Below are 24899 nucleotides of genomic sequence, written 5' to 3' on the forward strand. Positions count from 1 at the left end.
GAAGAGTCCACTCGCACACGAACAGCCTCCCGGTCACCGGACCTCCTGGTACTCCGGGAGAGCGACGGGCGTACTCCGGGTCGCGGGGCGCATGGTCAGGACGAGCACGGCCAGCCCGGCGAAGATCAGGGCGGCGACCAGGCCGGTGACGTGCAGGCCCGCGGTGAAGGCGGCCCGCGCGGTGTGCAGCAGGGCCGCGCCCTGACCGGCCGGCAGGCGGTGGGCGGCGGCGAGCGCGCCGGCCAGCGAGTCGGAGGTGCCGTGCGCCCGGTGGCGGTAGACCACCGCAGCCAGCACACCTAGCAGCGCGAAGCCCAGCGAGCCACCGAAGTAGTTGCCCGTCTCCGACATCGCTGCCGCCGAGCCGGCGCGCTCCGGCGGCACGGATCCGACCACCAGCCCGGTGCCGAGCGCGAACAGCGGGCCGGTGCCCAGCGCCAGCACGGCGATGCCGGTCATCACCAGCGGGAGCGCCCCGGCACCGTCGGCGCCGGCCAGCAGCAGGCCGCCCAGCGCCGACACCGCGAGCCCGCCGGCGATCGCGGTGGTCTGCTTCATCCGGCGGACCAGTTGCGGCGCGGTCATGGTGCCGACCGCCACGCCCAGACCCATCGGCGCGAACAGCACCGCCGAGGCCAGCGGCGAGTGGCCCAGCACGCCCTGCAGGTACTGGGTGACCAGCAGGCCGGTGCCGGCCATGGCGATGCCGGCGAACACCAGCGCGACGATGACGGCCGTGAACGGCCGCCCGCGGAACAGTCGAAGGTCCAACAGCGGCGTCTCCAACCGAAGTTGACGACGCACGAAGAGGGCCCCGAGGGCCGCGCCGAGGACCAGCGCCAGCGCCGGGACGGTCGGCGCGCTCGCCACGGCCAGCTGCTTGACGCCGTAGAACACCAGCAGCACCGCCAGCAGCGACTGCCCGACGCCGACCGGGTCCAGCCGCCCGGCCCGGTCGCTGCGGAACTCCGGCAGCAGCACCGGCCCGGCGAGCAGCAGCACCGCCATCGCCGGCACGGCGGCCAGGAACACCGATCCCCACCAGAAGTGCTGGAGCAGCAGCCCGGCGAGCACGGGCCCGAGCGCACCACCGGCGAACTGGCAGGTCGCCCAGATCGCGATGGCCTGCCCGCGCTGCCGTTCGTCGCGGAACATGGTGGTGATCAGGGCGAGGGTCGACGGGGCCAGGGTGGCGCCGGCGACGCCCAGCAGCGCCCGCACGACGATCAGCATCAGCGGGCTGACCGCGAACGCGGCCGGCACCGACAGCACGGCGAACGCCGCGGCACCGATCAGCAGCAGGCGTCGGCGGCCGATCCGGTCACCGAGCGTCCCCATCGTGATGACCAGGCCGGCCACCATGAGTCCGTAGCTGTCGCTGATCCACAGCTGCTGGACGCTGCCGGCACCCAGCTCGGCGCTCAACCGCGGCAGCGCGAGCAGCAGCGCCGTCGTGTCGATCGCGACCAGCAGTGTCGGCAGGCAGAGGACGGCCAGTCCCAGCCACGCCCGGTTGGCTCGCATCTCGAAGGCTCCGGTTTCTCTCGGGGTTTCGCCGGCTTCTCCCGGCGCTTCGCCGACCGGTCGGAGCGGGCGGGCGCGTCTTGACATCCCCTGCCGGGAATCCGCCGGAAAACCGGAGAAGCTCGTGCGAGATTTCCGCCGAGGGATGTCAAGACGAGGGCGGCGGCTCCGACCACCGGTCGAAGGGGCCCGGCGGGCCCACTGCCCATGAGGAGGACGAGATGCAGTTCCTGATCAGCCTGCACATCAACCCGGCCGTGCTGGATGCGTTGACCGACGAGGAGAAGGCGGCGATCGGCAGCGGCCACGGCGCGTTCATCGCGGAGCTCAAGGAGTCCGGCGAGCTGATCACCACCCAGGCGCTGGTCGACCCGTCGCAGGCCGTCGTGGTGTCCGTCGTGGGCGGCCAGCCGGTGGTGACCGACGGCCCGTTCCTGGAGGCCAAGGAGTTCCTGGGCGGCTTCTACCTGGTCGACTGCGAGAACAAGGAGCGCGCGATCGAGCTGGCGGCGCGGATTCCGGACGCCGCGATCACGGGCCTGGGCGTCGAGGTGCGGCAAGTGATGTTCGCTGACGGACAATTGGAGGCATGACAGGAGCGGACTTCGAGGGCCTGCTGCGCGAGCTCGCGCCGCAGGTCCTCGGCACCTTGGTACGGCGGTACGGCCAGTTCGAGGGGTGCGAGGACGCCGTCCAGGAGGCGCTGCTGGCCGCCAGCGTGCAGTGGCCGGGCGAGGGTGTGCCGGACAACCCGCGCGGCTGGCTGGTGACCGTCGCGTCCCGGCGGCTCATCGACCAGTTGCGCAGCGATCACGCGCGTCGGGAGCGGGAGTCGGCGACGGCCGCCGAGGTGGTGCCCGAGGAGGTGCCGGGCACCGACGACACCCTCGTGCTGCTGTTCCTGTGCTGCCATCCGACGCTGACGGCGGCCTCCCAGACCGCGCTGACCCTGCGGGCGGTCGGCGGCCTGACCACGGCCGAGATCGCCCGTGCGTTCCTGGTGCCGGAGGGCACCATGGCGGCCAGGATCAGCCGGGCCAAGCAGCGCATCAAGGCGGCCGGCAGCTCGTTCCGCCTGCCCGACGGCGGGGAGCGCGAGGAACGGCTCCGGGTCGTGCTGCAGGTGCTCTATCTGATCTTCAACGAGGGCTACACCGCCTCCTCCGGCGGGGAGTTGGACCGCGCCGACCTCGCACGGGAGGCGATCCGGCTGACCCGGATGGTGCACGCGCAGCTGCCCGAGGACGGTGAGGTGGCCGGGCTGCTGGCCCTGATGCTGCTGACCCACGCCCGCCGGGCGGCCCGGACCACGCCAGCCGGTGACCTGGTGCCGCTGGACGAGCAGGACCGCACCGCGTGGGACCGCGCGCTGATCGACGAGGGCATAGGGCTGGCCAAGGCGTCGCTGGCCCGGCCGGTGCTGGGGCCGTACCAGCTGCAGGCCGCGATCGCCGCCACGCACGCCGACGCGACCACCGCCGAGGAGACCAACTGGCCGCAGGTGCACGCCCTTTACCTGGTCCTGGAGCGGATCGCGCCGAACCCGATGGTCACCCTCAACCGGGCGGTCGCGCTCGCCGAGACCGCGGGCCCGGCAGCCGGGCTGGCCCTGCTGTCCACTTTGGACGGCGACGAGCGGATGGCCGGGCACCACCGGCTGCTGTCGGTGCGGGCGCACCTGCTGGAGAAGAGCGGCGACCCGGCCGGCGCGTACCAGCACTACCGGCGGGCCGCGAAAGCCACCGCCAGCATCGCCGAGCAGCGCTATCTCCAGGCCCGGGCCGCGCGGGTGAAACCCTGATCCTTCAGGCCCGGGCCCCGCGGGTGAAGCCCTGATCCTTCAGGCCCGGGCCGCGCGGGTGAAGCCCTGATCCTTCAGGCCCGGGCCCCGCGGGTGAAGCCCTGATCCTTCAGGCCCGGGCCGCGCGGGTGAAGCGCTAGGTGCGGCCCGGGCCGCCGCGTCGGCGTCAGTCGCCGATCCCGGCCAGGTCGCGCAGGCGGCGCGCCTGGGCCGCCCGCTCGGCGGCGATCTGCTCCTGGTAGCTGCGGTCGGCGGCGCCCTGGAGCAGCGCCTTGGTCTCGATCACCGCGTTGCGCGGCGCGGCCAGCAGGGCGGCGGCCAGGTCGCGGGCGGCCGCCTCCAGCTCGGCGGCGGGCACCACCAGGTTGGCCAGGCCCAGTTCGGCGGCCTCCTTGCCGTACACCCAGCGGCCGGTGGCGCAGATCTCCAGCGCGCGGGAGTAGCCGACCAACTCGGTGAGCGGCTTGGTGCCGGTCAGGTCGGGGACCAGGCCGAGCGAGGTCTCGCGCATCGCGAACTGCACGTCCTCGGCGCAGACCCGCAGGTCACAGGCGAGCGCCAACTGGAAGCCGGCGCCCACCGCGTGGCCCTGTACCGCCGCGATGGTGATCACGTCGGGGCGGCGCCACCAGCTGAAGGCGTCCTGGTAGCCGGCGATCGCGGCGTCCAGCTCCTGGTCGCTGGAGCCGGCCAGCGCAAGGAAGTTGGGCTCGCCGGGGATGCCCTCCGGGGTGAACATGGCGCGGTCGAGGCCGGCCGAGAAGGAGACGCCCTCGGCGCGCAGCAGCACCACCCGGACGGCGCCGGGCAGCTCCCGCCCGATCGCGGTCAGGGCGCGCCACATCGCGGGGCTCTGGGCGTTGCGCCGCTTGGGCTGGCAGAGGGTGACCACGGCGAGTTCGCCCTCGACCTCCAGCCGGACGCCGGCCGCCTCCCAGTCGGCAGGGCTGGCAGGGGTGGGTACGGGCGCGGTCATGGGCACCTCCGGCGAGTTCAGGGCAGGCCAGGACGCGCTGCCCACGGTTCTACCGGAGAGTAACTTATTGGCCCGGGCTTCTGAACCCCACCCGGCCGGCCCAGCGGAACGAACGTTCGGTCAGCCGACACGGAACAGTTGAGCGAACATGACGATCGGCGGCCGGATGAAGACGCCTCCCACCCATGGCGGAGGTGCCTGTCACGGTCGCCGATGCGTCGCGCGGAACTGACGGTCCGTCGGATCCAGTGGTGCCGCCTGGAGGGTCGTCCGCCGCTGCGGAAGCCGGCTCGTGGAGTCTGACGCGTCGTCAGGATCCAGCGGCAGCAGTCGCCTTGGCCTTGCCGCGCGTGGCACCACCGCGACCCCGGAGGTTCACCCCGGTCTCGCTCAGCATGCGGTGCACGAAGCCGTACGAACGGCCGGTCTCCTCCGCCAGAGCGCGAATGCTCGCCCCGGAGTCGTACTTCTTCTTCAACTCGGCCGCGAGCTTCTCACGCGCGGCACCAGTCACCCGGCTGCCCTTTTTCAGAGTCTCGGCCACCCGTGCCTCCTCGTAGCTGTGCTCGGTCAGATTCCCATGATCACCCATCCCCTGGCTCCTGGCCACCCATTCGACAAGGTCTGTCCGGGGAAAGGAGCGCGCATGGGGCGTATCGCCAGCGCATCGGGGCGCTCACCCTGGGTGTTTGCGCCCCAGCGGGAATCGGGCGCCCAGAGAGAAAGTGCTGATCAGCCGGGTCGCCCGGGCCGAACGCGCAATGGATCCGATTAAAACGGAATCTGAGACCCCCGCATTCCCGGATCGCCTCGGCTGATGAGATCGCATCGGCCGGATGCAGGAGCGTGTGTCTACCGAAGGTGAGCGGCCGGGTTGATCGTGTGACTGCCCGGGGCCGCCGGACGAGCAACGGGCGGCCCCGGCCTGAGCCGGGACCGCCCTCGCGGAAGCAATGGGCCGCCGACGCACGCGCGGCGGCGGTCGACGAAACGTCAGGCCAGCGCGACCAGGTCGTGGTAGGCCGGAGTCCACAGGTCCTCGACGCCGTCGGGCAGCAGGATGATCCGCTCCGGCTCCAGCGCGTCGACCGCGCCCTCGTCGTGGGTGACCAGCACCACGGCCCCGGTGAAGGTGCGCAGCGCGCCCAGGATCTCCTCGCGGCTGGCCGGGTCCAGGTTGTTGGTGGGCTCGTCCAGCAGCAGCACATTGGCCGAGGAGACCACCAGCGAGGCCAGCGCCAGCCGGGTCTTCTCACCACCGGAGAGCACGCCCGCCGGCTTGTCCACGTCGTCGCCGGAGAACAGGAACGAGCCGAGGATCTTGCGGATCTGCACCAGGTCGGTGTCCGGCGCGGAGGAGCGCATGTTCTCCAGGACGGTGCGCTCCGGGTCCAGGGTCTCGTGCTCCTGGGCGTAGTAGCCGATCTTCAGGCCGTGGCCCGGGATCACCTCGCCGGTGTCGGGCTTCTCGACGCCCGCCAGCATCCGCAGCAGCGTGGTCTTGCCGGCGCCGTTGAGGCCGAGCACGACCACCCGGGAGCCGCGGTCGATCGCCAGGTCGACATCGGTGAAGATCTCCAACGAGCCGTAGGACTTGGACAGTCCACTGGCCGTCAGCGGGGTCTTGCCGCACGGGGCCGGGTCGGGGAAGCGCAGCTTGGCGACCTTGTCGGAGGCGCGCACCTGCTCCAGACCGGACAGCAGCTTCTCCGCGCGACGGGCCATGTTCTGCGCGGCGACCGTCTTGGTGGCCTTGGCGCGCATCTTGTCGGCCTGGGCGTTGAGGGTGGCGGCCTTCTTCTCGGCGTTGGCCCGCTCCCGCTTGCGGCGCTTCTCGTCGTCCTCGCGCTGCTGCTGGTACTGCTTCCAGCCCATGTTGTAGATGTCGATCGCGGAGCGGTTGGCGTCCAGGTAGAAGACCTTGTTGACGACCGTCTCGACCAGCTCGACATCGTGCGAGATCACGATGAAGCCGCCCTTGTACGTCTTCAGGAAGTCGCGCAGCCAGGCGATCGAGTCGGCGTCGAGGTGGTTGGTCGGCTCGTCGAGCAGCAGGATGTCGGCGTCGGAGAAGAGGATCCGGGCCAGCTCGACCCGGCGGCGCTGACCGCCGGAGAGGGTGTGCAGCGGCTGGGCGAGGATCCGGTCCGGCAGACCGAGCGCGGCGGCGATGGTGGCGGCCTCGGCCTCGGCGGCGTACCCGCCCTTGGTGAGGAACTCGGTCTCCAGCCTGGAGTACTTCTTCATCGCGTTGTCGCGGGTGGCGCCCTTGCCGTTCGCCATCCGCTCCTCGTTCTCGCGCATCTTCTTCAGCACGGTGTCCAGGCCGCGCGCGGAGAGGATCCGGTCGCGGGCCAGCACGTCGAGGTCGCCGGTGCGCGGGTCCTGCGGGAGGTAGCCGACCTCGCCGGAGCGGGTGACCTGGCCGCCGGCCGGCAGGCCCTCGCCGGCCAGCACCTTGGTCAGCGTGGTCTTGCCGGCGCCGTTGCGCCCGACCAGGCCGATCCGGTCGCCGGGGGCCACCCGGAAGCTGGCGGACTCGATGAGGATGCGGGCACCGGCACGCAGTTCGAGGGCGTTAGCGGAAATCATGGCTGGTGGAGACTCCTGTGACGGGAAGCGGCGGGCGACAGATCGGACGGGCGGGTGCCGCCGCTAATACAGAGCGATAACAGCCATGCGGGCCAGTCTACCGGGCACGCCGAGGGTGCCCGGATGAATTATCCGGAGGTCCCGACCGGCTGCCGGGCGCGGTACCGGTCGGGGCCGGGCCGCCGGCGCGGGGTCGGTGCGCCGGCGGCCCGCCGTCAGTGCGTGGGCTGCTGGGCCGGGCTCGGGCAGCCGCCGGCCGCCGGCTCGGCCGCGAACGGCGCCGAGGCGCTGCCGCACGGGATCTCGGTGATGCCGGTGTCGGCGTCCACCACCCGGCTGCCGAGCAGCGGGCCGTCGTTCAGCCGGACCCGGTGGCCGTCCAGCCGGATCAGCTCCACGGCGGGGCCGGTGTTGAGCACGAAGCTGTGGTCGATCAGCTTGAAGCCGGTCACCGAGCCGGGCAGCTGCCGACCCGAGCCGGTGGTGCCGGTGCAGGCGCGCGGCAGCAGCACGGCGTCGTCCGTGCTCACGGCGCGCTGCGGGTCGTAGAGGCAGCCGGCCTGCGGGCGGGAGTTGAACCTGAGGTCGCCGTCACGGTCGCGGAAGCCCATGGTCAGCCCCGGGGTGAGCACCTGCACCCACGGCTCCGGGCCGAGCACGGTCTGCACCGCGGAAGCCGCCCGCTCCAGCTCCAGCTCCTTGCGCTGCACGTCGGTGCGCTGGGCGCCGCCCGGATCGTTGTCGCCGTGCAGCCAATCGGACAGGCCGGGCACCGAGCGGTGCCAGCGGACCTGGTGGTCGGCGACCCGCAGCGAGGTGACCATGCCGTCGTCCCAGACCACGACCGCGCTCTGCTCCGGCGAGCCGTTCTGTCCCAGCATCGACACGTGCAGCGCGGTGGCACCGTCCCGCCGGTACGACCAAAGGAGTGAACCGGTCGACGGGTCGTAGGCCTCCAGACCGGGACCGATCCGGAAGTCCGGAGTGACCGGGTCGGCCGACTGGGCGCTCACCGGGCTGGCCTCCGCCTTGCCGGGTGCGGAGACCTGATCCCCGAACGGCACCGGGCGGTTGGCATGGGCTGCCGCACCGGCGCCGAGGATCAGCAGCACCGCCAGCGCGGGCAGGGCGGACCGGGGGTCAGGGTTCGAAACGGCTTCCAGGACACCTCCGGAGGGTACCTGGCCCGTCCGTCAGCGTCAGCACGGCGGGTCTGCCCCGCACAGTGGCGGGAGGCGAACCGGACAATCCCAGGTCAGCTCTGGGCACCCACGCCAAGCAGGCCCGACCCGATCAATATCGGACGAGTGAGGCGCTGACAATGGACCACAGTCGTGTCTTTTTCCAACCGGATTAGTCCAGACTCGCTGAATGTGTCCACTTTAGAGTGACATTCGGCTTTTCCAGCACTTCGTCCCCTTACTGTCTGTGTCACCGCACACACGGTGCGCGCCCGCACGTCGCGGCCGGACCAGAGGAGAGACGATGCGCATCGGCCGCGTGGCCCTGGCCGGGTCCGCACTGCTGCTACTCACCACCGCGGGCATCTCCAGCAGCACCGACCCGCTCAGCACCGCCGACCGCGGGCTCGCGAGCGGCGCCCGCGACAGCGGTGCGGAGCCGGCCTCGCGCCCCGGAGTGCCCAAGCCCAACACCCGGCGGCTCGACCACAAGGTGCCGTTCGGTGCCTTCGTCGGCTCCTGGGACAACTACATCCCGCAGATCGCGCGGATGTCGGCCTGGCTGCACGGCGCCGACATGCAGGTCGGCCACACATATCTGGCCGGAAACAACTGGAACGACGTCGAGGGCGACAACCGGGTCCTCGCGCTCTGGGCGCAGTGGCGACTGGCCGACCGCAGCCGCACCCTGGTGCTGAATGTGCCGATGCTCACACCCAACGAGGGCAACGTGCCCGACGACCAGGTGGCCGACCTGCTCGGCCAGGGCGCCCGCGGCGCGTTCGACCAGCACTACCTGCGGCTGGCCCGCAAGCTGGTGGCACTCGGCGGCGGCGACACCGTGATCGTGCTCGGCTGGGAGATGAACGGCATCACCTACACCGGCCGCTGCCGCCCCGACCCGGCCGCCTGGAAGACCTACTGGCGCCGGATCGTCGACCTGATGCGCTCGGTGCCGGGGCAGCGCTTCCGGTTCGACTTCACCCCCAGCCGGGGCCTGGACGACATCGCCTGGACCAAGTGCTACCCGGGCGACGACGTGGTGGACATCATCGGCACCGACAGCTACGACCAGCCGTCCGGCGCCACCTTCGACGACATGGTCAACGAGCCCTACGGCCTCGAGGAGCAGGTGGAGTTCGCCGCCAAGCGCGGCAAGCCGGTCTCGTACCCGGAGTGGGGACTGTTCCGCAACGGGGACGACCCCGAGTACGTCCGGCGGATGGTCGACTGGATGCGCACCCACGACACCGCCTACCAGACCGTCACCGACTACTGCCCGCACGGCTTCTGGGAGTGCCACGACAACCCGCAGGCCAGCGCCGTCTACCGGGCTCTGCTGAGCGGTGGCCAGGAGGCGGCGGCCGGGCCCGACGACGACACCGCGGCGCGCCCGCCCCGGCCGCACCCCTCCATCGACGCCGAGACGCCGACCCGCCCGCACCCGCACCCCCACCCGCATCCCGACTCGGACGACACCCCGGCGGCGACCCGCGTCCCCTCCTCGGCCCCCAAGCCGGCGAGGCCGTCCGCGACTCCGACGGCCCCGCTGATGCCGGACCTGTCGATGCTGCCCAACCTGCTGCCCAGCATCCCGTCCGGCCTCACCGACCTGTCCGGCCTGGTCCCCGACCTGTCCAAGCTCCCGCGGGTGAGCCTGCGTCCGGGGAACGGCTGACATCGCGCCGCTGAGCCCGGGCGGCCCGCCCGGGCTCAGCGGCGCAACAGGGCCCGCAGCCGCCGGACCGGTCCGCGCAGGTGCGGCGCCAGTGCCACCCGGCTGCGGACCACGGCCAGCCGCAGGGTCAGCCTGACCGCGCACCGGCGCGGGCCGAGCAGCAGCCGCAGGTTGCGCTCACGGTCCGGCCGCCACCGCTCCTTGTACGGCTCCTCACCGCGCATCAGGCTGAGCTCCGGAACGCCCGCCTGGACCGCCTCCTGCAGTGATGTCCCGAACAGCAGTCCGGCGATGTCCAAGCGCTCGCGCAACCCCGGATGCGCGCCGTACAGGTAGAGCCCGGCGAGCCTGGGGCAGAGCATCAGCAGGTCCACCGCCATCAGCTCACCGCCGAGGTAGTAGCGGTAGACCACCGCCTGGCCGGACCGGGCCAGCCGCCCCGTCGACTCCACCAGGTGCGCCCGGAAGTGCTCGCTCAGGTGCTCGGGGGTGACGCGGCGGCTCTGCCACTGCAAGGCGTGCAGGCGCAGCAGGTCCGCCATCGCCGCCCCGGCCTCGGCGGCCGGCACCCGGCGCGCCTCGACGCCGGTGTCCGCCAGCTTGCGCTGCTTGGCCCGGCTGCGCTGGGCGGTCCGCCCGGGCAGCCGGGTCATGAGCTGCTCCATCGGCACAGCTGGAAGGTACTGGCACACCGAGTCCGCCAGTTGGTGCCGCCGCCCGGTCCAGGCGGCGTACAGCAGGTGCGCGGCCGAGCCGGCCCGCACCTCGCGCAACTCCAGCGCCTGCCACGGCCGGCGCACCGGCAGCGCGGCGGCCAGTCGGCTGGCCGCCTCAGCGGCGTGCTCGTCGTCCAGCAGCACATCGGTGTAGTCGATCAGGCCGCCGCCGAGCCCGGTGAGCGTGCCGGTGCGGGTACGGTGCAGGGCGACGGCCCCGACCAGCACGCCCTCCCGGCGCACCAGCACCACTCGCAGCGCGCCGGGCCGGCCGTACGCGCGCCACCAGGACGCCTGCCAGCCGACCGCTTGGAACGGCGTGGCGCTGCGGCAGCGGGCGGCCAACACGTCCCACTCCTCGGCCAGTTCGTCCAGCGCGGCGTCGTCGCAGCGCAGTTCGGTCTGCCAGTCGGTCGCCGAGCGGGCCGGTTCGGACAGCGGCAGCGGGCGGCGGCGCAGCGGGTGCGGCGGGTGCAGCGAGGTCACGGGGTTCTCCCGGCCGGCTCCTCGGTCCGCATGGCGGGCTCGTCCGCCCGGGCGGCCGGCTCGTCCTGCTTCGCGGCCGGCTTGGCCTCCTTGGCGCTCGGCCTGGTCTCCTTCGCGCTCGGCCTGCCGGCGTGCCTGCCCGACGGCCGGAGCGCCGACTTCGCGGTGCCGGCCTGCTGCCTGGCCGGCTTCGCGGCGGCGGGCTGCGGCTGCTGGGGCGGCTGCTCGTCCTTGGCCGGTTGCTCCTTCGCCGGCCGCTCCTTCGCCGGTTGCTCCCTGACCGGTTGTTCCTTGATCAGTTGTTCCGTGGCCGGCTGCTCCTTCGCCGGTTGCTCCTTGCGCGGCTGGTCATTGGCCCGTTGTTCTTTGGCCGGCGCAGGGACCACGGCGGTCTCGGGTGCCGGGGCCGGGAGCACGGCGGTCTCGGGTACCGGCGCAGGGAGCACGGCGGTCTCGGGTACCGGCGCAGGGACCACGGCGGTCTCGGGTACCGGCGCAGGGACCACGGCGGTCTCGGGTGCCGGCGCAGGGACCACGGCGGTCTCGGGTGCCGGGGCCGGGAGCACGGCCGCCACCGGCGCCGGGGCCGGCACCGCGGTGGCGGGCTCGGGGGTCACCGGTGTACCGTCCGCGGACCGCCGACGGACCATCAGCGCCAGCGAGCCGAGCAGCACCCCGGCAGCGGCGCCGACCGCGACGTCCAGCGCGCCGGTGGGGCTGGTCGGCTTGTCGGGCGCGGCGGCGGGCGCCAGCGGGACCAGACGCACCCCGGTGTCCCTGCTGGTGCCGTTGGCGAAGGCGATCAGCGCCCGGGCCACCGCGTCGGCCGTCCGAACCGCGTCCTTGGGGCGCGTGCCGGTGCCGTCGATCTCGATCACCGGGGCATCGGGCGAGGTGGTGGCGCTCACCAGGCTGGTCAGTTCGGCCGGGGTCTGCCCGGCGTCGCCGGCGGCCAGCGCCAGCACCTGCGGCTGACCGGCCAAACGCCCGTACGCCTGAGCGAAGTTGACCGCCTGGGTAGCCTCGGTGGCGGTCTCGGGGACCACCACCACATAGGAGTTGGCCGTGTACTGGGGCGTTGCCATGACGGCGTAGCCGCCGCCGACCAGCGCGCCCAGCGGAACGGCCGCGACCAGTGGCCACAGACGGCGAACCGAGCCGTGGATGAGGTGTGTTCGGTCGAACATCTCAGATCTCCCTCTCCGCCAGGGCCGGCGCCCCGCGCCGACCGAGCCGCTGGTACAGCTCACCCAGGCGGGCCGCTGTGTGGACGATGTCGTAGTGGGCCACGGCCGGTGGGCGCGGCAGCGGGCCGACCGGGCGGGCGGTGGCGAGGTCGAGCAGCGCCTCGCGGTAGGCGTCGGCGGTCGAGGCCAGCTTCCGGGCGCCGGGGGCCGCGTCGGCGGGCAGTTCCTCCAGGGCCGGGCAGCCGCTGTGCAGCACCGGCAGTCCCGCCGCCAGCCCCTCCAGGACGGCCAGCCCGAAGGTCTCCTCCACCGAGGGCGCGGCCAGCACGTCCATGGCGGTCAACAGCTCGGGCACATCGGCCCGTTCACCGGTGAGGACGGCTCTCGGGCCGGCCGCTCGGGTCAGCCGGTCCCGTTCCGGGCCCTCCCCCACCACCAGCAGCCGCACCTGGTCCGGCAGTCGGGTCAGCGCCTCGGCCAGCACCTCGAAGCGCTTGCCGGGAACCAGCCTGCCGACCGCGCCGACCACGAACGCCTGCTCGGGCAGCCCGAGTTCGCGGCGCAACCGGGCCCGCAGCGCGGACCGCTCGGGCTCGTCGTGCCGCAGCCGCCCGGCCTCGATGCCGTTCGGCAGCACCGCCACCCGCTGCCCGGGCACGCCCCAGTCGGCGAGGGTGCCGGCGACCTGCCGGGACACCGCCACCGTGGTGCTGCCGAGCCGTTCCGCCGCCAGGTAGAGGGACTTGACGCCGGCGCTGACCGGTCGGCCCTCGATGGTCCCGGCATGCAGCGAGTGCTCGGTGGCCAGCACCACCCGGACTCCGGCCAGCCGGGCGGCAAGACGGCCGTAGAGCCCGGCCCGGTAGAGGTGGGTGTGCACCGCGTCGTAACGACCGTGCCGGATCAACCGGATGAGCCGGGGCAGCACCCCGAGGTCGCGGTTGCCGCGCATCGCCAGGTGGTGCACCCGCACGCCCTCCGCACGCAGCGCCGCCGCCACGCTGCCCGGGTTGCTGAGGGTGGCCACCTCGCAGTCGATGCCGGGCGGCAAGTGGCGGATCGTCAGCAGCAGTTGCTGCTCGGCCCCGCCGGCCGCCAGGCCGGTGATGATGTGCAGCACTCTCATTCGGCCGCCCCCCGTCTGCGCAGGTCGGCGATGACCTCGCGCAGCCCGTGCCGCCCACGCTTGGCGCGCAGCCGCCAGGCCCCGTCCCGGTCGCCGACGTAGCAGCGGGGCAGGGCGTAGCGGCCGGCCAGCGCACTGTGCCGGATCGCCACCGCATAGTCGTAGCCGGCCCGTTGCACCGCCCGGATGGCGGCGGCGTCCAGCGCGCCGTACGGGTAGCAGAAGCCGCGCACCGGCTCGCCGAGCAGCTCGGTCAGCAGCGTCCGGCTGCCTTCCACCTCAGCCCTCAGCACCCCGGGCGGCACTTCGGGCAGCGCCAGGTGGCTCATGCCGTGCGAGCCGATCTCCCAGCCTGCGGCAGCGAGTTCACAAACCTGACGCTCCGTCAGCAGAGGTTTGCGCGGCCCCTCTGCGTCCCAGCAGTTGACATCGCCGAGTCGTTCGGTGACCACGAAGGCGGTGGCCGTGAAGCCGTGTTCGGAGAGCACCGGGACCACGTGCCCGGCGAAGTCCGCGTAGCCGTCGTCGAAGGTCAGGCCGACCAGCCGCTCGCGCCGACCGGCCGCCCTGGCGGCGAGCAGTTCGCGCACGCTCACGCCGCGCCAGCCGCGCACGGCCAGCCAGCGCATCTGCTGGGCGAACCGCCCGGGGCTGACGGTGAGCAGGTACGGATCCTCCTCCTCGTCGGCCACCGAGTGGTACATCAGGATCCACGGCATCGCTGGTCGGCGACCGTTCCCGGAGGGACCGCCCTGTTGGGGCAGATACGTGCGGCCCGTGAGTTCAGCGACCATCGCGCAGCGTTCCTTCCTGCAGACGTGGCGCCGGCCCGGCGCCCTCGGGGCCCCTGTTCAGGCGCAGCAGAGCCCGAACCCGGTTGGCCGGGCCGGTCAGCTCGCGCGCGCCGAGCAGCGCGCCGAGCACGAGATAGGCCGCCAGCACGGCGGCGCCGCCGGCCAGCACCGCGGGCAGGCCGGTGCCGACCGCGTCGCAGGCGGCGAGGCCGGCCGCGGTGGCACCGGCGGCGGCCAGGATCAGGCGGGCCTGGCCGATCAGCACCCGGCGGGTACGCAGCGCGATCCCGCGCAGCGCCAGGCCGCGCAGCAGCAGCACGGCGGTGGTGGTGATGCCCGCCGCATTGCCGCCCGCCACGCCGAGCGCCCCGAACCGGGCCGCGCAGGCCAGGCCGACCAGCGTGGTGACGGCCAGGCCGAGCACCATCGCGGCTACCGGGAACCAGTCGAACAGCCGCCCGCCGCCGCCGTCGTCGCGCGGGTCGTCGGCCCGCCGCACCGCCGGGCGCATCGAGAAGAACGGCCGGACCATCACCCCGATCAGGGCCTGGGCGAGCAGGCCGAAGCTGTAGACCCGGATCACCTGGGCGGTGGCGGCGGTGTCGGCGAAGCCGAACGCGCCGCGCTGGAAGAGCAGGTCGACCACGGCGGGCGCGCAGGCGAACAGGAAGGCCATGCCCGCCAGCACCACGGCCGCCGCGTGGCCGAGGTCCTTCTCCACCCGGTCCCGGGCCGCGGTCAGGTCGCCGGCGGCCAGCGCCCTGGCCACCAGCGGAAAGGTCACGGTGCAGATCAGGATGGCGGTGGTCATGGCGAGTTGGGAGACCTTGGCCGCGTAGTTGAGGTGCGAGATGGTGCCGGGCGGCAGCGCCGAGCCGAGGTAGCGCTCGATGAAGACCTGGGACTGCCGGGTCAGGGTGAACGCCGCAACCGGCAGCAGCGCCAGGGGACTCAGCAGCAGCGGGCGGCCGCCGCCGTCCTTGCCGCGGTGGCCGGCCCGGCCGCGGTGCAGCATCCTGGCGAACGGCCCGACCAGCACGCCGGCCATCAGCAGGCTGCCGAACGCCACTCCGAGCGCGGCCGACCGCACGCCGAGCAGGCTGTGGCAGACCGCCAGGACCGCCAGGATGCCCACGTTGTAGGCGACGTAGATGGCGGCCGGCGCGCTGAACCGGTGGTGGGCCCGCAGCGCCGCGGCGAAGTAGCCGGCCAGCCCGAACGGCACGATGGTGACGGCGGTGAACCGGGTGCAGGTGACCGCCAGCCGCGGACTGGCGAGCCCCGGGGCCAGCACGTGCACCAGCTGCGGCGCCCACAGCATGGTGGCGCCGGAGAGGCCGCAGAGCGCGGCGATCAGCCAGGGCAGGGTGGCCCCGGTGAGCTGCCGCACCGGGTCGGGCCCGTCGGGCCGCTCCTCGCGCAGCACCAGGGCCAGGCTGAACGCGGGCACCATGAGGAAGGCCATGGCGTCCTCGATCAGCAGCGGCGCGGCGGTCTCCGGCACCGTCCAGGACACCAGGAAGGCGTCGGTGCCCTTGTCCGCGCCGAAGTACCGGGCGAGCAGCAGGTCGCGTAGCAGCCCGAGCCCGGAGCCGGCCGCACTGAGCACTGCGGTGATGCCGAACGCCTTTGCCAAGAAGGATGGTTGACGGTCGGCCCGGGGTGCCGTGGCCAGCCGTTCGGTGGTGGTCACGCAGTCGCCTCCAGGGCCGGCGCACGGTCCTGCCCCGCCTGGTCGGCGGGCAGTGCCGACCAGGCGGCCAGGCCCAGGATCACCGAGGTGAGCACGGTGGTGGTGCCGCCGATGTCGGCGTAGAGGAAGTCCACCAGCACCCAGCAGAGCAGGCCGGCCACGACCGGCCCGGCCGGACCGCGGCGGCGCAGGCAGCCGAGCAGCAGCACCAGGAACAGCGTGCCGTAGGCGGTGAAGCCGAGCAGCCCCTGGTCGCTGAGCACCAGGAGGTACATGTTGTGCGGGGAAAGCAGCGGTTCGCGCTGGAAGCCGGAGCCGGCGCCGGCCGTGTCGCTGCCGGAGGAGAGCCTCAACGGGGCGTGGGAGTCACGCAGTTGGTAGAAGCTCTTCGGTCCGGCACCGGTGGCCGGGTGGTCGGCCCAGATGGCGCGGGCGGTGGCCCACAGGTCGTACCGGTCGCTGACCGAGTGGTCCTCGTTGCCGCCGGAGACCGTGCCGATGCTGCTGAGGCGCTTGGCGATCCCGCCGCCACCCGCGCCCACGCCGCCCGCGCCGGAGGCACCCGTGCCCGACGCGCCGAACAGCACGACGGCTGCGGCCAGTCCGACCCCGGCCCAGCGCAGCGCCAGCTTGGCATCCGCCTTGAGCAGCAGCACGGTGACACCGACGGCGGTGGCGATCCAGCTGCCTCGGCTGAACGAGACCGCCAGCGGGAACGCCAGGAACGCCGTCGACGCCAGCAACACCCTGCTGAGCCAGGCACTCTGACGTTCGATCAGACTGAGTCCCAACGCCGCGAGCAGTCCGAAGCTGACCACACCGGACATCGCCATCACGTCCAGCACCCCGAACGTGCCGACGGCGCGGATCGGTTGGCCGGTGTAGGAGGCGCCGGTCCTGGTGAGGTACTGCTCGGCGCCCACCGCGCCCTCGATCAGCGCGGCCAGCACGAACGAGCCGAGCACCAGCCGCAGATCGGTGCGGTCGCGCAGCGCGGCCAGCACCGCGAGCGGCACCAGCACGAAGATCTGCACCTGCCGGACGAAACCGCTGACGCTGAACTGCGGATCGATCGAGGTGATCGTCGCCACCGCACCGGCCACCGTGACGGCGCCGAACAGCACGGCGGCCGAGCGGCTCAGTTCGATCCGCCGCCCCCGCGCCACGTCGACGGCGAGCAGCAGCACCAGCAGACCCGACGCGACGTCGGCCGCCGTGATGTGGACGGCCGCCGACACGTCCTTCTCGCCGGTCGGCACGCAGACCAGCAGGATGGTCGCGGCGGCGACCAGGCTGGGCCGCCGCAGCAGCCCCACCGCCGGATGCGCCGACGCGCGGGCCCACGCGGGGCGTTGCGCGACCGGGGCGCGGTAGGGCAGGGACAGGACCACGGCGTGTCAGCTCCCGTCGGGTCGGAGCATCAGGGCCGCGGTGCGCAGCAGGATCTTGACGTCCTGCCACAGGCTCCAGCTCTCGATGTAGCGGTTGTCGAAGCGGGCCCGGTCCTCGATCGAGGTGTCCCCGCGCAGCCCGTTCACCTGGGCCAGGCCGGTCAGCCCGACCGGCACCCGGTGCCGGTCGGCGTACTCCGGGTCGGTCTTGCTGAACCGAATGACGAAGTACGGCCGTTCGGGGCGCGGCCCGACCAGCGTCATGTCGCCGCGCAGCACGTTCCACAGCTGCGGCAGCTCGTCCAGCGAGCTGCGGCGCAGCAGGCGGCCGATCCGGCTCATCCGCTCGTCCTGCGCGATGTTCCAGTGGGTGGCCGACTCGTGCTCGTCGGCGGGGCGCAGGGTGCGGAACTTCAGCAGTGTGAAGCCCTGGCCGTCGAGGCCGGTGCGCTGCTGACGGAAGAGCACGCCCGGGCCGGTGTCCAGCCGCACGGCGAGCGCGCAGACGGCCAGCACCGGCGAGATCAGCAGCAGGCCGGTGCCGGCGGCGAGCACGTCCAGCGCCCGCTTGGCCACCCAGCCGGGCCGGCGCATCGCCGGCCGGGGCAGCCGCAGACAGGGGTACCCCCAGAGGTGGTCGACGCCGCCGCGCAGGCCGACGGCCAGCCCGCCGTGCTCGCGCAGCCCGGGGACCAGCCAGACCTGGCAGCCGAGCCGGACCGCGGCGCGCAGGGTGGCGACCGTCTCCTGGTCGTCGGTGGACTCGGTGGTGACCAGCACCCGTCGCACCCCGTGCCGCCGCACCGCACGGGCGAGCATCGCGCGCCCGCCGAGCACCGGCACCGGGGAGTCGGCCGGCAGCCGGACCGGGTCGGGGTCGAGGAAGCCGACCGGCCGCATCCCGTACTCCGCCCGGTCGCGCAGCGCGGCGGCGATCCGCTGGCCGAGCGCCCCGGCGCCGAGCAGCAGCACGGGTACCGGCCGGCGGCGGTGGATCCGGCGGAACAGCCCGTAGAGCACGCTGCGGCCGAGCAGGGCCGACAGCACCAGCACGCCGAGCAGGAGCAGCAGTCGGATCCCGCCGGACGGGCCGCCGATCGGCCAGGGCGCGGGCAGGCAGAGGGCCGGCAGGCAGGTGGCGGGCAGGCATGCGCCCAGGGTGACCGCGAAGGCCAGCGCGACGGCGGCCCGCCCAAGCAGGGTGGGGAGTTCGTCCAGCGCCGAGGGGGTCATCCGGGTGCGGTAGAGGCCGGCGGCCAGGTTGAGCGGGAGTAGCACCGGCAGCAGCATGGCCGCGTCGGCGAACGGGCGGGCCGGGTCGACGGCGCAGCAGACCGACCCCGCGGCGACCGCCAGCAGGTCGACCACGAGCAGGCCGGCGGGCAGCGCGGCCCGGGAGCCCAGTCCCCGGCGGTGCCGCCGCCCGAGCTGCGCACCGGGGCGGATGCGGGACAGCGTGGGCCGGTTGGTCCGGTCGAGGAGCTCGATCCCGAGCCACCGACCGCCGGCCCCGGGTTGCCCCGGCCTCGGCACACTCTCGTGGTCAATGGTCATCTGCTCACGAACTCCCCTGGTGTGATGGGCGGCGCTCGTTCCATTCGCACAAGGGTCCGAGGCGAAATCGCGTACGCCATGTCGCGTGCTGGGTCGCACGCCGTTCCGCACGACGTGTTGCACGCTGTCTCGCACGTTCTCCCGCACTTTTCTCGCACTTTGGGAACGAAGCAGGCAAAGTCAGACGCTACCGAACGTGAGCCGGATTTCCGGAAGCTGACTTGCCATCATCATTCTGCTTGCCCATTAATATGAATAACCGATCTGATTCCGAGCCAGGGTCAGCGCGGGCCGTCACCCCGACCCTCCGACCCGGGTTCGCCGACCGCCGATCGCGGTGGTGGGTCCGGAATCTGTGAAGGTCCGGTGGGGATCTCGTCGGCTTCACTGCCTGAGAAACGATCAGCTGCGCGCGGGGACACGGGAAGTCACGTGGTCGGACTCGATCGACTCGATCGAGTCCCGGTAGAGCTTCGACACTCGCGCGATCACTGTCGAAATGTCGTGCCGCTCGCACACCCAGACCCGGGCCGCCGCGCCGCGCCTGGCGCACTCCAGCGGATCGGCCAGCGCCGCCGCCAGCGCGTTGGTGAGGGCCGCCGGGTCGTTCGCCGGGATCAGCCCCACCTGGTGGTCGCCCGGCGGCAGCTGCTCGCGGGCCCCGGGGACGTCGGTGAGCAGCACCGGCCGGCCTGTCGCCATCGCCTCCAGTGGCGCCAGGGCCATGCCCTCCCAGCGCGACGGGAGCACCACCAGGTCCGCCGCGGCCAGCCACGGGCGCGGATCCGGCACATCGCCTGCCAGCCGCACCCGGTACGGCTCCGGCAGCGCCCGCGCCTGGGCCGCCAGCACCGGCGCGTCCGGCCCGCCGCCGACCAGTGCCAGCCGGGCCCCGGGCACCCGTCGCGCCACCGCCGGCCAGGCTGCCAGCAGCAGGTCCTGGCCCTTCTGACGGCAGAGCCGCCCGACGCAGACGGCCAGCGGTTCATTCAGGTCAAGGCCGAGCGAGAGGCGGGCGGCGCGGCGCTCGGCGCGTTCGGCGAGGGTGTAGTGGGCCAGGTCGACGCCGTTGGGGATGACGGTGTAGTCGGCATTAATACGGGCCATTAGGCCGTCGGCGCGCTCCTGCTCGCTGACGCAGAGCACACTGGTAGCCCAGCGCGTCGCATACCGCTCCCAGCGGGTGCTGGCATCCGCCAACACGCCGGTGGCGGCGGCGAAGGACCAGGCGTGCGGCTGGAAGACGGTGGGGACGCGCCCGCGCACCGCCAGCCGCCCGGCCAGGCCCGCCTTGGCGCTGTGCAGGTGGACGACGTCCGGGCCGGCCTTGCGCACCAGGCGGCGCAGCGCCGCCGCCTCGGTGAGCACCGACGGCCCCGGCGAGCGCCGGGCCGGCCAGTCGAGCAGCTCCGCCCCGGCGGCCATCGCCTCGCGCGAGAGCCGACCGGTCGACGGGCAGGCGAGCACCACCCGGTGCCCCGCGGCGCGCTGCCCGCGCACCAGGTCGGTCACCACCCGCGCGACGCCGCCGTCCACCGGCTGGGATACGTGAAGGATCGTCAGATGCACGGCGGCGAGCCTAGGGTGACGGGGCGCTACGCACCGTGCACCGTCACCCCGGGGTGGCCGGGGTCCACTCGTACGGGGTGCTCGCTCGCACGGGCGTCCGGGGTGCCCCGGGTGCCCCGGGTGTGCCGAGGTGCCCGGCAGCGGTTAATACTGCCGATTAGTTAATGCCAGCCATTAGTTAATGCTGCTCATTAGTAATGCCGCCCATTACTCCAGGCGGCCGGCAGCAGCTAATGCTGCCCATTACTTAATGCCGACCATTACTTCAGGTGACCGGCGAGGCGGGCCAGCACCTCGTCGTGGATCCGGTTGAGGCCCTTGGGTGCGAAGGTGCGCTCGAAGAAGCCGCCGATACCGGTGGCGCCCTGCCAGGTGGTGTCGATCGCCACGGTGGTCTGCCCGGCGCCCGCCGCGGTCACCGTCCAGGTGATCACCATCGAGGAGTTGCCGTCGGTCTCCACCAGGGTGCCCGGCTTGGGCGCGCTGACCGTGAACAGGCAGTCGCGAACCCGCTTCTCGGTCGCCTGCAGCTTCCAGTGCACCTGGGTGCCCGCACCGATCCCGCCGGCCCGCACCTCGTACTCGCTGTACTGCGTGGGCAGCAGCTGCGGGCGGACGGTGTTGTAGTCGGCGATCGCCTCGTACACCTGCTCGGGCGTGGCGGTGTACGTCCGCTCGGTACGGGCGTGGACCTGGGCCATGGCGCTCTGCTCCTCGTGGTTGACGGCGGGCCCTCTGGGCCCGCGTGGCGGTGCCAAGCTTAGGCTGGTCCCTGTGCTGAACCAGGTGAAGGCCCTCCACTACCTGACCCCGCTGCGCGCCGGCGGTTCGGTTCCCGCGATCGTCGAGACCGACGACCTCGGCACGTACGTGGTGAAGTTCGTCGGCGCCGCCCAAGGGCGCAAGGCGCTGGTGGCCGAGGTCATCGTGGGCGAGCTGGCACGGCGGTTGGGGCTGCGGGTGCCGGAGCTGGTGGTCGTCGACTTCGACCCGGCGGTGGCCGCGCACGAGCCGGACACGGAGATCCAGGACCTGCTGCAGGCCAGCGCCGGGCTGAACTTGGGGATGGACTACCTGCCGGGGTCGACGGATTTCCGCCCTGGGCAGGCGGTTCCGATGTCGCCGTTGGAGGCAGGCGCGGTGGTGTGGTTGGACGCGCTGACCGCCAATGTGGACCGCACCCGGGCCAACCCCAACATGGTCGTCTGGCATGGCAAGTTGTGGCTGATCGACAACGGGGCGGGGCTGGTCTTCCACCACCGCTGGTCGACGGCACTGACGGCCGTGGACCGGGCGTACGACATGAGCAACCATGCGCTGGGCGGCTACTCGCCTGATGTCGCGGGCGCGGACCGGGAGTTGGCGGGCCGGGTGACGGAGCAGCTGGTGCGCGAGGTGGTTGCGCTGGTGCCGGGCGAGTGGCTGGAGTTGGAGGACTTCGCGTCACTCGACGCCGTGCGCGAGGCGTACGTTCGCCACCTGGTCGCCCGGGTGGCGGCGTCGGACCGCTGGCTGCCACGGGAGTTCGCGAGCGAGGAGCAGCTGCGGGCGGCGGAGGCGGCGGCAAGGGCGCGCAGCCAGGCAGGGCGGCCGGCCTGGCTGCAGCAAGTGCCGGATCTGCACGGGCGTTAGAGCGCCTCCCGCTTTGCGTTCTGACACCGCGGGCACCGGCAGGGCGGGTACTCCATGCTGAGCGGGCGAGTGTAGGGCTCGCCGTTGCGGATGACCTGGATGCCGAGCACGACCGTGGTGCCATCGGCGGCGATCCGGTAGACGTGCATCGTCATCACGCTGTCCGGGGGGTCTCTTCGCTCCGCACGTCTCACTGCTCCTGGGCGGTGATTCCGGCGAGGAGCAAGTCCGCGATCCGCAGCACCACGTCCGCCCGCGCCCGGCCAAGCTCGACAAGGACCGTCCCGGTGGTGAACGACGGGCCGGCGAGCCCGCAGGAGGGGAGCGCCAGCCCGTCCAGTGCGAGGGTGGTCCGGAGGTGATCGAGCGCGAACTCGGCGTCGGCGCGCTGGGGGGCGATGTGGGCCTGGTACCGGGAAGTCATGGAAGGCACCTCTCTTGAATGGTTTCACCGAGTGTGCCTCCAGCGTTGCTCCATGCAACTACGATTGCTAGAGGGGACCGCTTACTCTTCCTGCCGTAAAGCGAGAACTGAACTGATGAGCGAAGCAATTGATCCGAAGTCATCTCTCGCGGCCCTCTTCGCCGACCGCGCCCGCCGAGCGAGGGCGCGAAGAGGCATGACGCAGGTCCAGTCCGGCCGCGAGCTGCACACAGCGGGGAGCAGGGTCAACCAGATCGAACGCATGACGGGCAGCAAGCCGACCCTGCCGCTGGCTCGGGCGATGGACCAGACCTACGACACCGACGAGCTGTTCGAGGACTTGTGGTATCACGTGGACCGGGAACAGTACCCGGACTACGTGCAGGCGTTCATGAGCTATGAAGCGAAGGCCGTCGACATCCGGGAGTTCACTGGGTTCGTGATCCCAGGGCTGCTCCAAACCCGAGCGTATGCCCGGGCCGTCCTGCACGCCGCCCAACTCCCCCATGCCAAGCACAACGTCGAGGCTCTCCTTGCCGCTCGAATGAGCCGCCAGAAGCTGATCCTCCGCCCCAACGGGACCAAGTGGGAAGTAGTGCTGGACGAAGCAGTGATCATGCGAGAGGTTGGCGGACCACAAGTGATGCGCGCCCAACTCGCTCGCATCCTCAGGGCGGCTGAACGCCCCAACATCACCGTGCAGGTACTGCCGTTCAACGCAGGCGAGCACTACGCAATGGGCGCCTCGCTAACCCTCCACACGCTCGCCAACGGCAACCGAGTCGCATACATCGAAGGTTCCCGCCGTGGGCAGATCTACGACGACCCAGCCCAGGTCAGGCACTGCACAGAGGTCTACGATGACCTCCGAGCGAAGGCCTTGCCACCGATCATGTCCCTCGACATGATCCGATCTGTGCTGGAGGGTATCTACCGTGACCCAAGACTTCCTTAGCGCCTCTGACGCCCCCTCCTGGCGCAAGTCCAGCTACAGCAACGGAACCGGTGGCAACTGCGTCGAGGTCGCCACCAACCACCCCACCCACACCCCCATCCGCGACAGCAAGGACCCCCACGGCCCGGCCCTCACTTTCCCCGCCCCTGCCCTCACCGCCTTCCTCACCGCACTGCGCACCAGCACCCTCAACTGACCGTCCCCCAAGGCCCCTGCACGATCCACGCCATGCTGGAACGAGTCGCGCACCCGCGCTGAGCTACCCACCAGACCCGAGCGGCGGAAGTACGCCGATCTGCTGCAGCAGGCCGAGTTCGTCCTTGTCAGACCACTTCTCGGCCAGCTTCCCGCCTTCGATGCGGTGGATCACCACGGCCGTCATCTTCATCTGGTTCCCCGTAGCCGGCGCACCCGGGAGATCGCCCCGGTGAACTCCCGTCGCGGTCAGCCGAGTCACCACCTTGTCGCCTTCGGCGATCTGGTCCTCGATCTGATGACTTCCGGGCGTCGCATCCCAGAACAGCCGGAACGCCTCCTTGAGCCCATCCCGCCCAGGTGAGACCGGAAACGGCGGCGGATGGTGATCGACGTAATTCTCGGCGACAAGCTCGTCCATCGCATCGAGGTTGCCCGCGTCAATCTCCGCATAGAAGCGCCGAACCAGCGCCTTGTTGTCATCAGTGGACATGGCAGAAAGTCTTCCCACTCAAGCCCCGCCGGTCGACCCGGCACGCTTGGCCACCCCGCCAACTTCACTCGCAAGCACTGGAGCCGCCCGTCACCATTGCCTTACCTGGCCATCAGATGGCGTAGCTGCAACGCTCGATGCCGACCAGCGATCACGGCGCTGGCCCCTGACAAAGTCCGATCTGTGCCAGAGGGCATCTACCGTGGCTCATCAGATGAACGGTCCGCTGAGCACCTCGTACTCGCAAGAGGTGCCGATGACGTACTGCTTCGAGTACTCGCCCTGCTGCCCCACCTGAGTGGCAAGCCACTCATCCGGCCCCGGATCGAGATCGAGCACGCACCGCTCGTCCGTGCAGTCCAGCTTCAGCCCATCCGAGAGAACGAAGTACGAGTACTGCCTGCTGCACGGGAACTCGTATTCGTAGACGCCCCCGACCGTGATCTGTACGAGGCGCCAATCGTTGCCGGCTGCTCCGTCCATCGCCTGGATGTCGAACGACGCAGTCCACCCGGCGCTGGGTCCCCTGGGGATGTGGAGTCGAATTCCGGTGATCACGCCGTCTTCGAAGCAGGAGAACCTCTCGAGGAACCGCCTTTGGTCATGGGAGGAGACTGCTGTGGTGTTCATCAGATGTTCCCCCATGAGTGGGCTATAGCTTCCAACCGCACGGAACCTTCGTCTCCGGGATTCCTTGAAGACCTCGTCCGAGTAAAGCAGTTCGGCCACCGCAGCCTGCCAGCGGCCGCCCACCCGGCGCAGCAGCGACGACGACTAGGGCGCGTGTCTGGTCGTAGTAGAGGTCTGGCCGTGGCAGATAGCGATCGGGGTAGGCGGCCAGGATGTCGGCATCGGCAGGCGTCCCGAAGGTGGCGAGGGCAACGCAGACCGTAGCGTTTGCATAACCCTCTTGCCTCGATGACTGGCTCGGT

Annotated in this window: 24 protein-coding genes and 1 pseudogene; 7 read left to right on the forward strand and 18 right to left on the reverse strand. The window is 72.0% G+C overall.

The window, feature by feature from the left end; translation table 11 throughout:
• Window positions 1-33 precede the first annotated feature (33 nt).
• Window positions 34-1524 carry an MFS transporter gene (locus tag E6W39_RS12785; RefSeq protein WP_141633658.1) on the reverse strand — a complete coding sequence of 497 codons (1491 nt, stop codon included), beginning with the start codon at window positions 1522-1524 and terminating at the stop codon, window positions 34-36.
• Window positions 1525-1745: 221 nt separating this feature from the next.
• Here E6W39_RS12785 and E6W39_RS12790 point away from each other — a divergent pair, with 221 nt between their 5' ends.
• Window positions 1746-2117 (forward strand): YciI family protein, encoded by a 372-nt coding sequence (locus tag E6W39_RS12790; RefSeq protein WP_141633659.1) that lies wholly within the window; start codon window positions 1746-1748, stop codon window positions 2115-2117.
• Window positions 2114-3325 (forward strand): RNA polymerase sigma factor, encoded by a 1212-nt coding sequence (locus tag E6W39_RS12795; protein ID WP_141633660.1) that lies wholly within the window; start codon window positions 2114-2116, stop codon window positions 3323-3325. The genes E6W39_RS12790 and E6W39_RS12795 overlap by 4 nt, the downstream gene beginning before the upstream one ends.
• Before the next feature lie 166 nt (window positions 3326-3491).
• Here the strand turns inward: E6W39_RS12795 and E6W39_RS12800 are convergent, their stop codons facing one another.
• The 4 genes from E6W39_RS12800 to E6W39_RS12815 all read right to left on the reverse strand — a co-directional run bounded on the left by E6W39_RS12800 (window position 3492) and on the right by E6W39_RS12815 (window position 8005).
• A complete protein-coding gene (locus E6W39_RS12800) occupies window positions 3492-4301 on the reverse strand; it encodes an enoyl-CoA hydratase/isomerase family protein (RefSeq protein WP_141633661.1) in 810 nt (269 codons plus the stop codon).
• Window positions 4302-4611: 310 nt separating this feature from the next.
• On the reverse strand, window positions 4612-4845 hold the full coding sequence (locus tag E6W39_RS12805) for a helix-turn-helix domain-containing protein (protein ID WP_181799243.1): 234 nt from the start codon (window positions 4843-4845) through the stop codon (window positions 4612-4614).
• A gap of 449 nt (window positions 4846-5294) precedes the next feature.
• The gene (locus E6W39_RS12810) at window positions 5295-6893 is read right to left on the reverse strand and encodes an ABC-F family ATP-binding cassette domain-containing protein (RefSeq protein WP_141633663.1); all 1599 of its coding nucleotides are present in this window, start codon (window positions 6891-6893) and stop codon (window positions 5295-5297) included.
• A gap of 215 nt (window positions 6894-7108) precedes the next feature.
• On the reverse strand, window positions 7109-8005 hold the full coding sequence (locus tag E6W39_RS12815; RefSeq protein ID WP_141633664.1) for a PQQ-binding-like beta-propeller repeat protein: 897 nt from the start codon (window positions 8003-8005) through the stop codon (window positions 7109-7111).
• Window positions 8006-8378: 373 nt separating this feature from the next.
• Here E6W39_RS12815 and E6W39_RS12820 point away from each other — a divergent pair, with 373 nt between their 5' ends.
• Window positions 8379-9752, forward strand: coding sequence for a glycoside hydrolase family 26 protein (locus tag E6W39_RS12820; protein ID WP_141633665.1), 1374 nt, complete (start codon window positions 8379-8381; stop codon window positions 9750-9752).
• Between the two features lie 35 nt (window positions 9753-9787).
• Here the strand turns inward: E6W39_RS12820 and E6W39_RS12825 are convergent, their stop codons facing one another.
• Entirely contained in the window at window positions 9788-10954 is a 1167-nt protein-coding gene (locus E6W39_RS12825; protein ID WP_228718123.1) for a GNAT family N-acetyltransferase, read from the reverse strand.
• 30 nt (window positions 10955-10984) lie between these two features.
• Here E6W39_RS12825 and E6W39_RS44130 point away from each other — a divergent pair, with 30 nt between their 5' ends.
• Window positions 10985-11929: a pentapeptide repeat-containing protein gene (locus tag E6W39_RS44130; protein WP_141633666.1), complete on the forward strand. Its 945-nt coding sequence runs from the start codon at window positions 10985-10987 to the stop codon at window positions 11927-11929.
• Window positions 11930-12142: 213 nt separating this feature from the next.
• Here the strand turns inward: E6W39_RS44130 and E6W39_RS12835 are convergent, their stop codons facing one another.
• From E6W39_RS12835 to E6W39_RS12865, 7 genes are all read right to left on the reverse strand, one after another.
• Window positions 12143-13267, reverse strand: a complete 1125-nt coding sequence (locus tag E6W39_RS12835) for a glycosyltransferase (RefSeq protein WP_141633667.1) — start codon at window positions 13265-13267, stop codon at window positions 12143-12145.
• Window positions 13264-14061 (reverse strand): polysaccharide deacetylase family protein, encoded by a 798-nt coding sequence (locus tag E6W39_RS12840; RefSeq protein WP_141633668.1) that lies wholly within the window; start codon window positions 14059-14061, stop codon window positions 13264-13266. The genes E6W39_RS12835 and E6W39_RS12840 overlap by 4 nt, the downstream gene beginning before the upstream one ends.
• Window positions 14051-15754 (reverse strand): lipid II flippase MurJ, encoded by a 1704-nt coding sequence (locus E6W39_RS12845; RefSeq protein ID WP_181799244.1) that lies wholly within the window; start codon window positions 15752-15754, stop codon window positions 14051-14053. Before E6W39_RS12845 ends, E6W39_RS12840 begins: the two co-directional genes overlap by 11 nt.
• Window positions 15751-17145, reverse strand: coding sequence for an O-antigen ligase family protein (locus tag E6W39_RS12850; protein ID WP_141633670.1), 1395 nt, complete (start codon window positions 17143-17145; stop codon window positions 15751-15753). The genes E6W39_RS12845 and E6W39_RS12850 overlap by 4 nt, the downstream gene beginning before the upstream one ends.
• A 6-nt stretch (window positions 17146-17151) precedes the next feature.
• Window positions 17152-18699 (reverse strand): sugar transferase, encoded by a 1548-nt coding sequence (locus E6W39_RS12855; RefSeq protein ID WP_141633671.1) that lies wholly within the window; start codon window positions 18697-18699, stop codon window positions 17152-17154.
• Between the two features lie 402 nt (window positions 18700-19101).
• On the reverse strand, window positions 19102-20268 hold the full coding sequence (locus E6W39_RS12860; protein ID WP_323809012.1) for a glycosyltransferase: 1167 nt from the start codon (window positions 20266-20268) through the stop codon (window positions 19102-19104).
• 260 nt (window positions 20269-20528) lie between these two features.
• Entirely contained in the window at window positions 20529-20969 is a 441-nt protein-coding gene (locus tag E6W39_RS12865) for an SRPBCC family protein (protein WP_141633672.1), read from the reverse strand.
• Window positions 20970-21042: 73 nt separating this feature from the next.
• Between E6W39_RS12865 and E6W39_RS12870 the strand changes: the two genes are divergently transcribed.
• Window positions 21043-21900, forward strand: coding sequence for a HipA family kinase (locus tag E6W39_RS12870; protein WP_141633673.1), 858 nt, complete (start codon window positions 21043-21045; stop codon window positions 21898-21900).
• Here E6W39_RS12870 and E6W39_RS39320 read toward each other — a convergent pair.
• The gene (locus E6W39_RS39320; RefSeq protein WP_181799245.1) at window positions 21897-22055 is read right to left on the reverse strand and encodes a hypothetical protein; all 159 of its coding nucleotides are present in this window, start codon (window positions 22053-22055) and stop codon (window positions 21897-21899) included. The genes E6W39_RS12870 and E6W39_RS39320 overlap by 4 nt on opposite strands.
• A 35-nt stretch (window positions 22056-22090) precedes the next feature.
• Window positions 22091-22324: a hypothetical protein gene (locus E6W39_RS12875; protein ID WP_141633674.1), complete on the reverse strand. Its 234-nt coding sequence runs from the start codon at window positions 22322-22324 to the stop codon at window positions 22091-22093.
• Between the two features lie 115 nt (window positions 22325-22439).
• Here E6W39_RS12875 and E6W39_RS12880 point away from each other — a divergent pair, with 115 nt between their 5' ends.
• Window positions 22440-23279 (forward strand): DUF5753 domain-containing protein, encoded by an 840-nt coding sequence (locus tag E6W39_RS12880; RefSeq protein ID WP_181799246.1) that lies wholly within the window; start codon window positions 22440-22442, stop codon window positions 23277-23279.
• A complete protein-coding gene (locus E6W39_RS12885) occupies window positions 23260-23475 on the forward strand; it encodes a DUF397 domain-containing protein (RefSeq protein ID WP_141633676.1) in 216 nt (71 codons plus the stop codon). Before E6W39_RS12880 ends, E6W39_RS12885 begins: the two co-directional genes overlap by 20 nt.
• A 63-nt stretch (window positions 23476-23538) precedes the next feature.
• On the opposite strand, the gene E6W39_RS12890 is transcribed toward E6W39_RS12885, so the two are convergent.
• The 3 genes and pseudogenes from E6W39_RS12890 to E6W39_RS44135 form a co-directional block, all read right to left on the reverse strand.
• Window positions 23539-23967: an ester cyclase gene (locus tag E6W39_RS12890; RefSeq protein ID WP_141633677.1), complete on the reverse strand. Its 429-nt coding sequence runs from the start codon at window positions 23965-23967 to the stop codon at window positions 23539-23541.
• A gap of 210 nt (window positions 23968-24177) precedes the next feature.
• On the reverse strand, window positions 24178-24597 hold the full coding sequence (locus E6W39_RS12895; protein ID WP_181799247.1) for a hypothetical protein: 420 nt from the start codon (window positions 24595-24597) through the stop codon (window positions 24178-24180).
• A 22-nt stretch (window positions 24598-24619) separates the two neighbouring features.
• Window positions 24620-24865: pseudogene (locus E6W39_RS44135) on the reverse strand (DUF6000 family protein); the annotation flags it as partial.
• Window positions 24866-24899: the final 34 nt, after the last annotated feature.

The organism is Kitasatospora acidiphila (assembly GCF_006636205.1).
Taxonomy (GTDB): domain Bacteria; phylum Actinomycetota; class Actinomycetes; order Streptomycetales; family Streptomycetaceae; genus Kitasatospora; species Kitasatospora acidiphila.

Coding starts and splice junctions, on each gene's coding strand:
- E6W39_RS12785 (WP_141633658.1), bottom strand. CDS start 1,524: ATGCGAGCCAACCGGGCGTGGCTGGGACTGGCCGTCCTCTGCCTGCCG.
- E6W39_RS12790 (WP_141633659.1), top strand. CDS start 1,746: ATGCAGTTCCTGATCAGCCTGCACATCAACCCGGCCGTGCTGGATGCG.
- E6W39_RS12795 (WP_141633660.1), top strand. CDS start 2,114: ATGACAGGAGCGGACTTCGAGGGCCTGCTGCGCGAGCTCGCGCCGCAG.
- E6W39_RS12800 (WP_141633661.1), bottom strand. CDS start 4,301: ATGACCGCGCCCGTACCCACCCCTGCCAGCCCTGCCGACTGGGAGGCG.
- E6W39_RS12810 (WP_141633663.1), bottom strand. CDS start 6,893: ATGATTTCCGCTAACGCCCTCGAACTGCGTGCCGGTGCCCGCATCCTC.
- E6W39_RS12820 (WP_141633665.1), top strand. CDS start 8,379: ATGCGCATCGGCCGCGTGGCCCTGGCCGGGTCCGCACTGCTGCTACTC.
- E6W39_RS44130 (WP_141633666.1), top strand. CDS start 10,985: ATGGCGGGCTCGTCCGCCCGGGCGGCCGGCTCGTCCTGCTTCGCGGCC.
- E6W39_RS12835 (WP_141633667.1), bottom strand. CDS start 13,267: ATGAGAGTGCTGCACATCATCACCGGCCTGGCGGCCGGCGGGGCCGAG.
- E6W39_RS12840 (WP_141633668.1), bottom strand. CDS start 14,061: ATGGTCGCTGAACTCACGGGCCGCACGTATCTGCCCCAACAGGGCGGT.
- E6W39_RS12855 (WP_141633671.1), bottom strand. CDS start 18,699: ATGACCATTGACCACGAGAGTGTGCCGAGGCCGGGGCAACCCGGGGCC.
- E6W39_RS12865 (WP_141633672.1), bottom strand. CDS start 20,969: ATGGCCCAGGTCCACGCCCGTACCGAGCGGACGTACACCGCCACGCCC.
- E6W39_RS39320 (WP_181799245.1), bottom strand. CDS start 22,055: ATGACGATGCACGTCTACCGGATCGCCGCCGATGGCACCACGGTCGTG.
- E6W39_RS12875 (WP_141633674.1), bottom strand. CDS start 22,324: ATGACTTCCCGGTACCAGGCCCACATCGCCCCCCAGCGCGCCGACGCC.
- E6W39_RS12880 (WP_181799246.1), top strand. CDS start 22,440: ATGAGCGAAGCAATTGATCCGAAGTCATCTCTCGCGGCCCTCTTCGCC.
- E6W39_RS12890 (WP_141633677.1), bottom strand. CDS start 23,967: ATGTCCACTGATGACAACAAGGCGCTGGTTCGGCGCTTCTATGCGGAG.
- E6W39_RS12895 (WP_181799247.1), bottom strand. CDS start 24,597: ATGAACACCACAGCAGTCTCCTCCCATGACCAAAGGCGGTTCCTCGAG.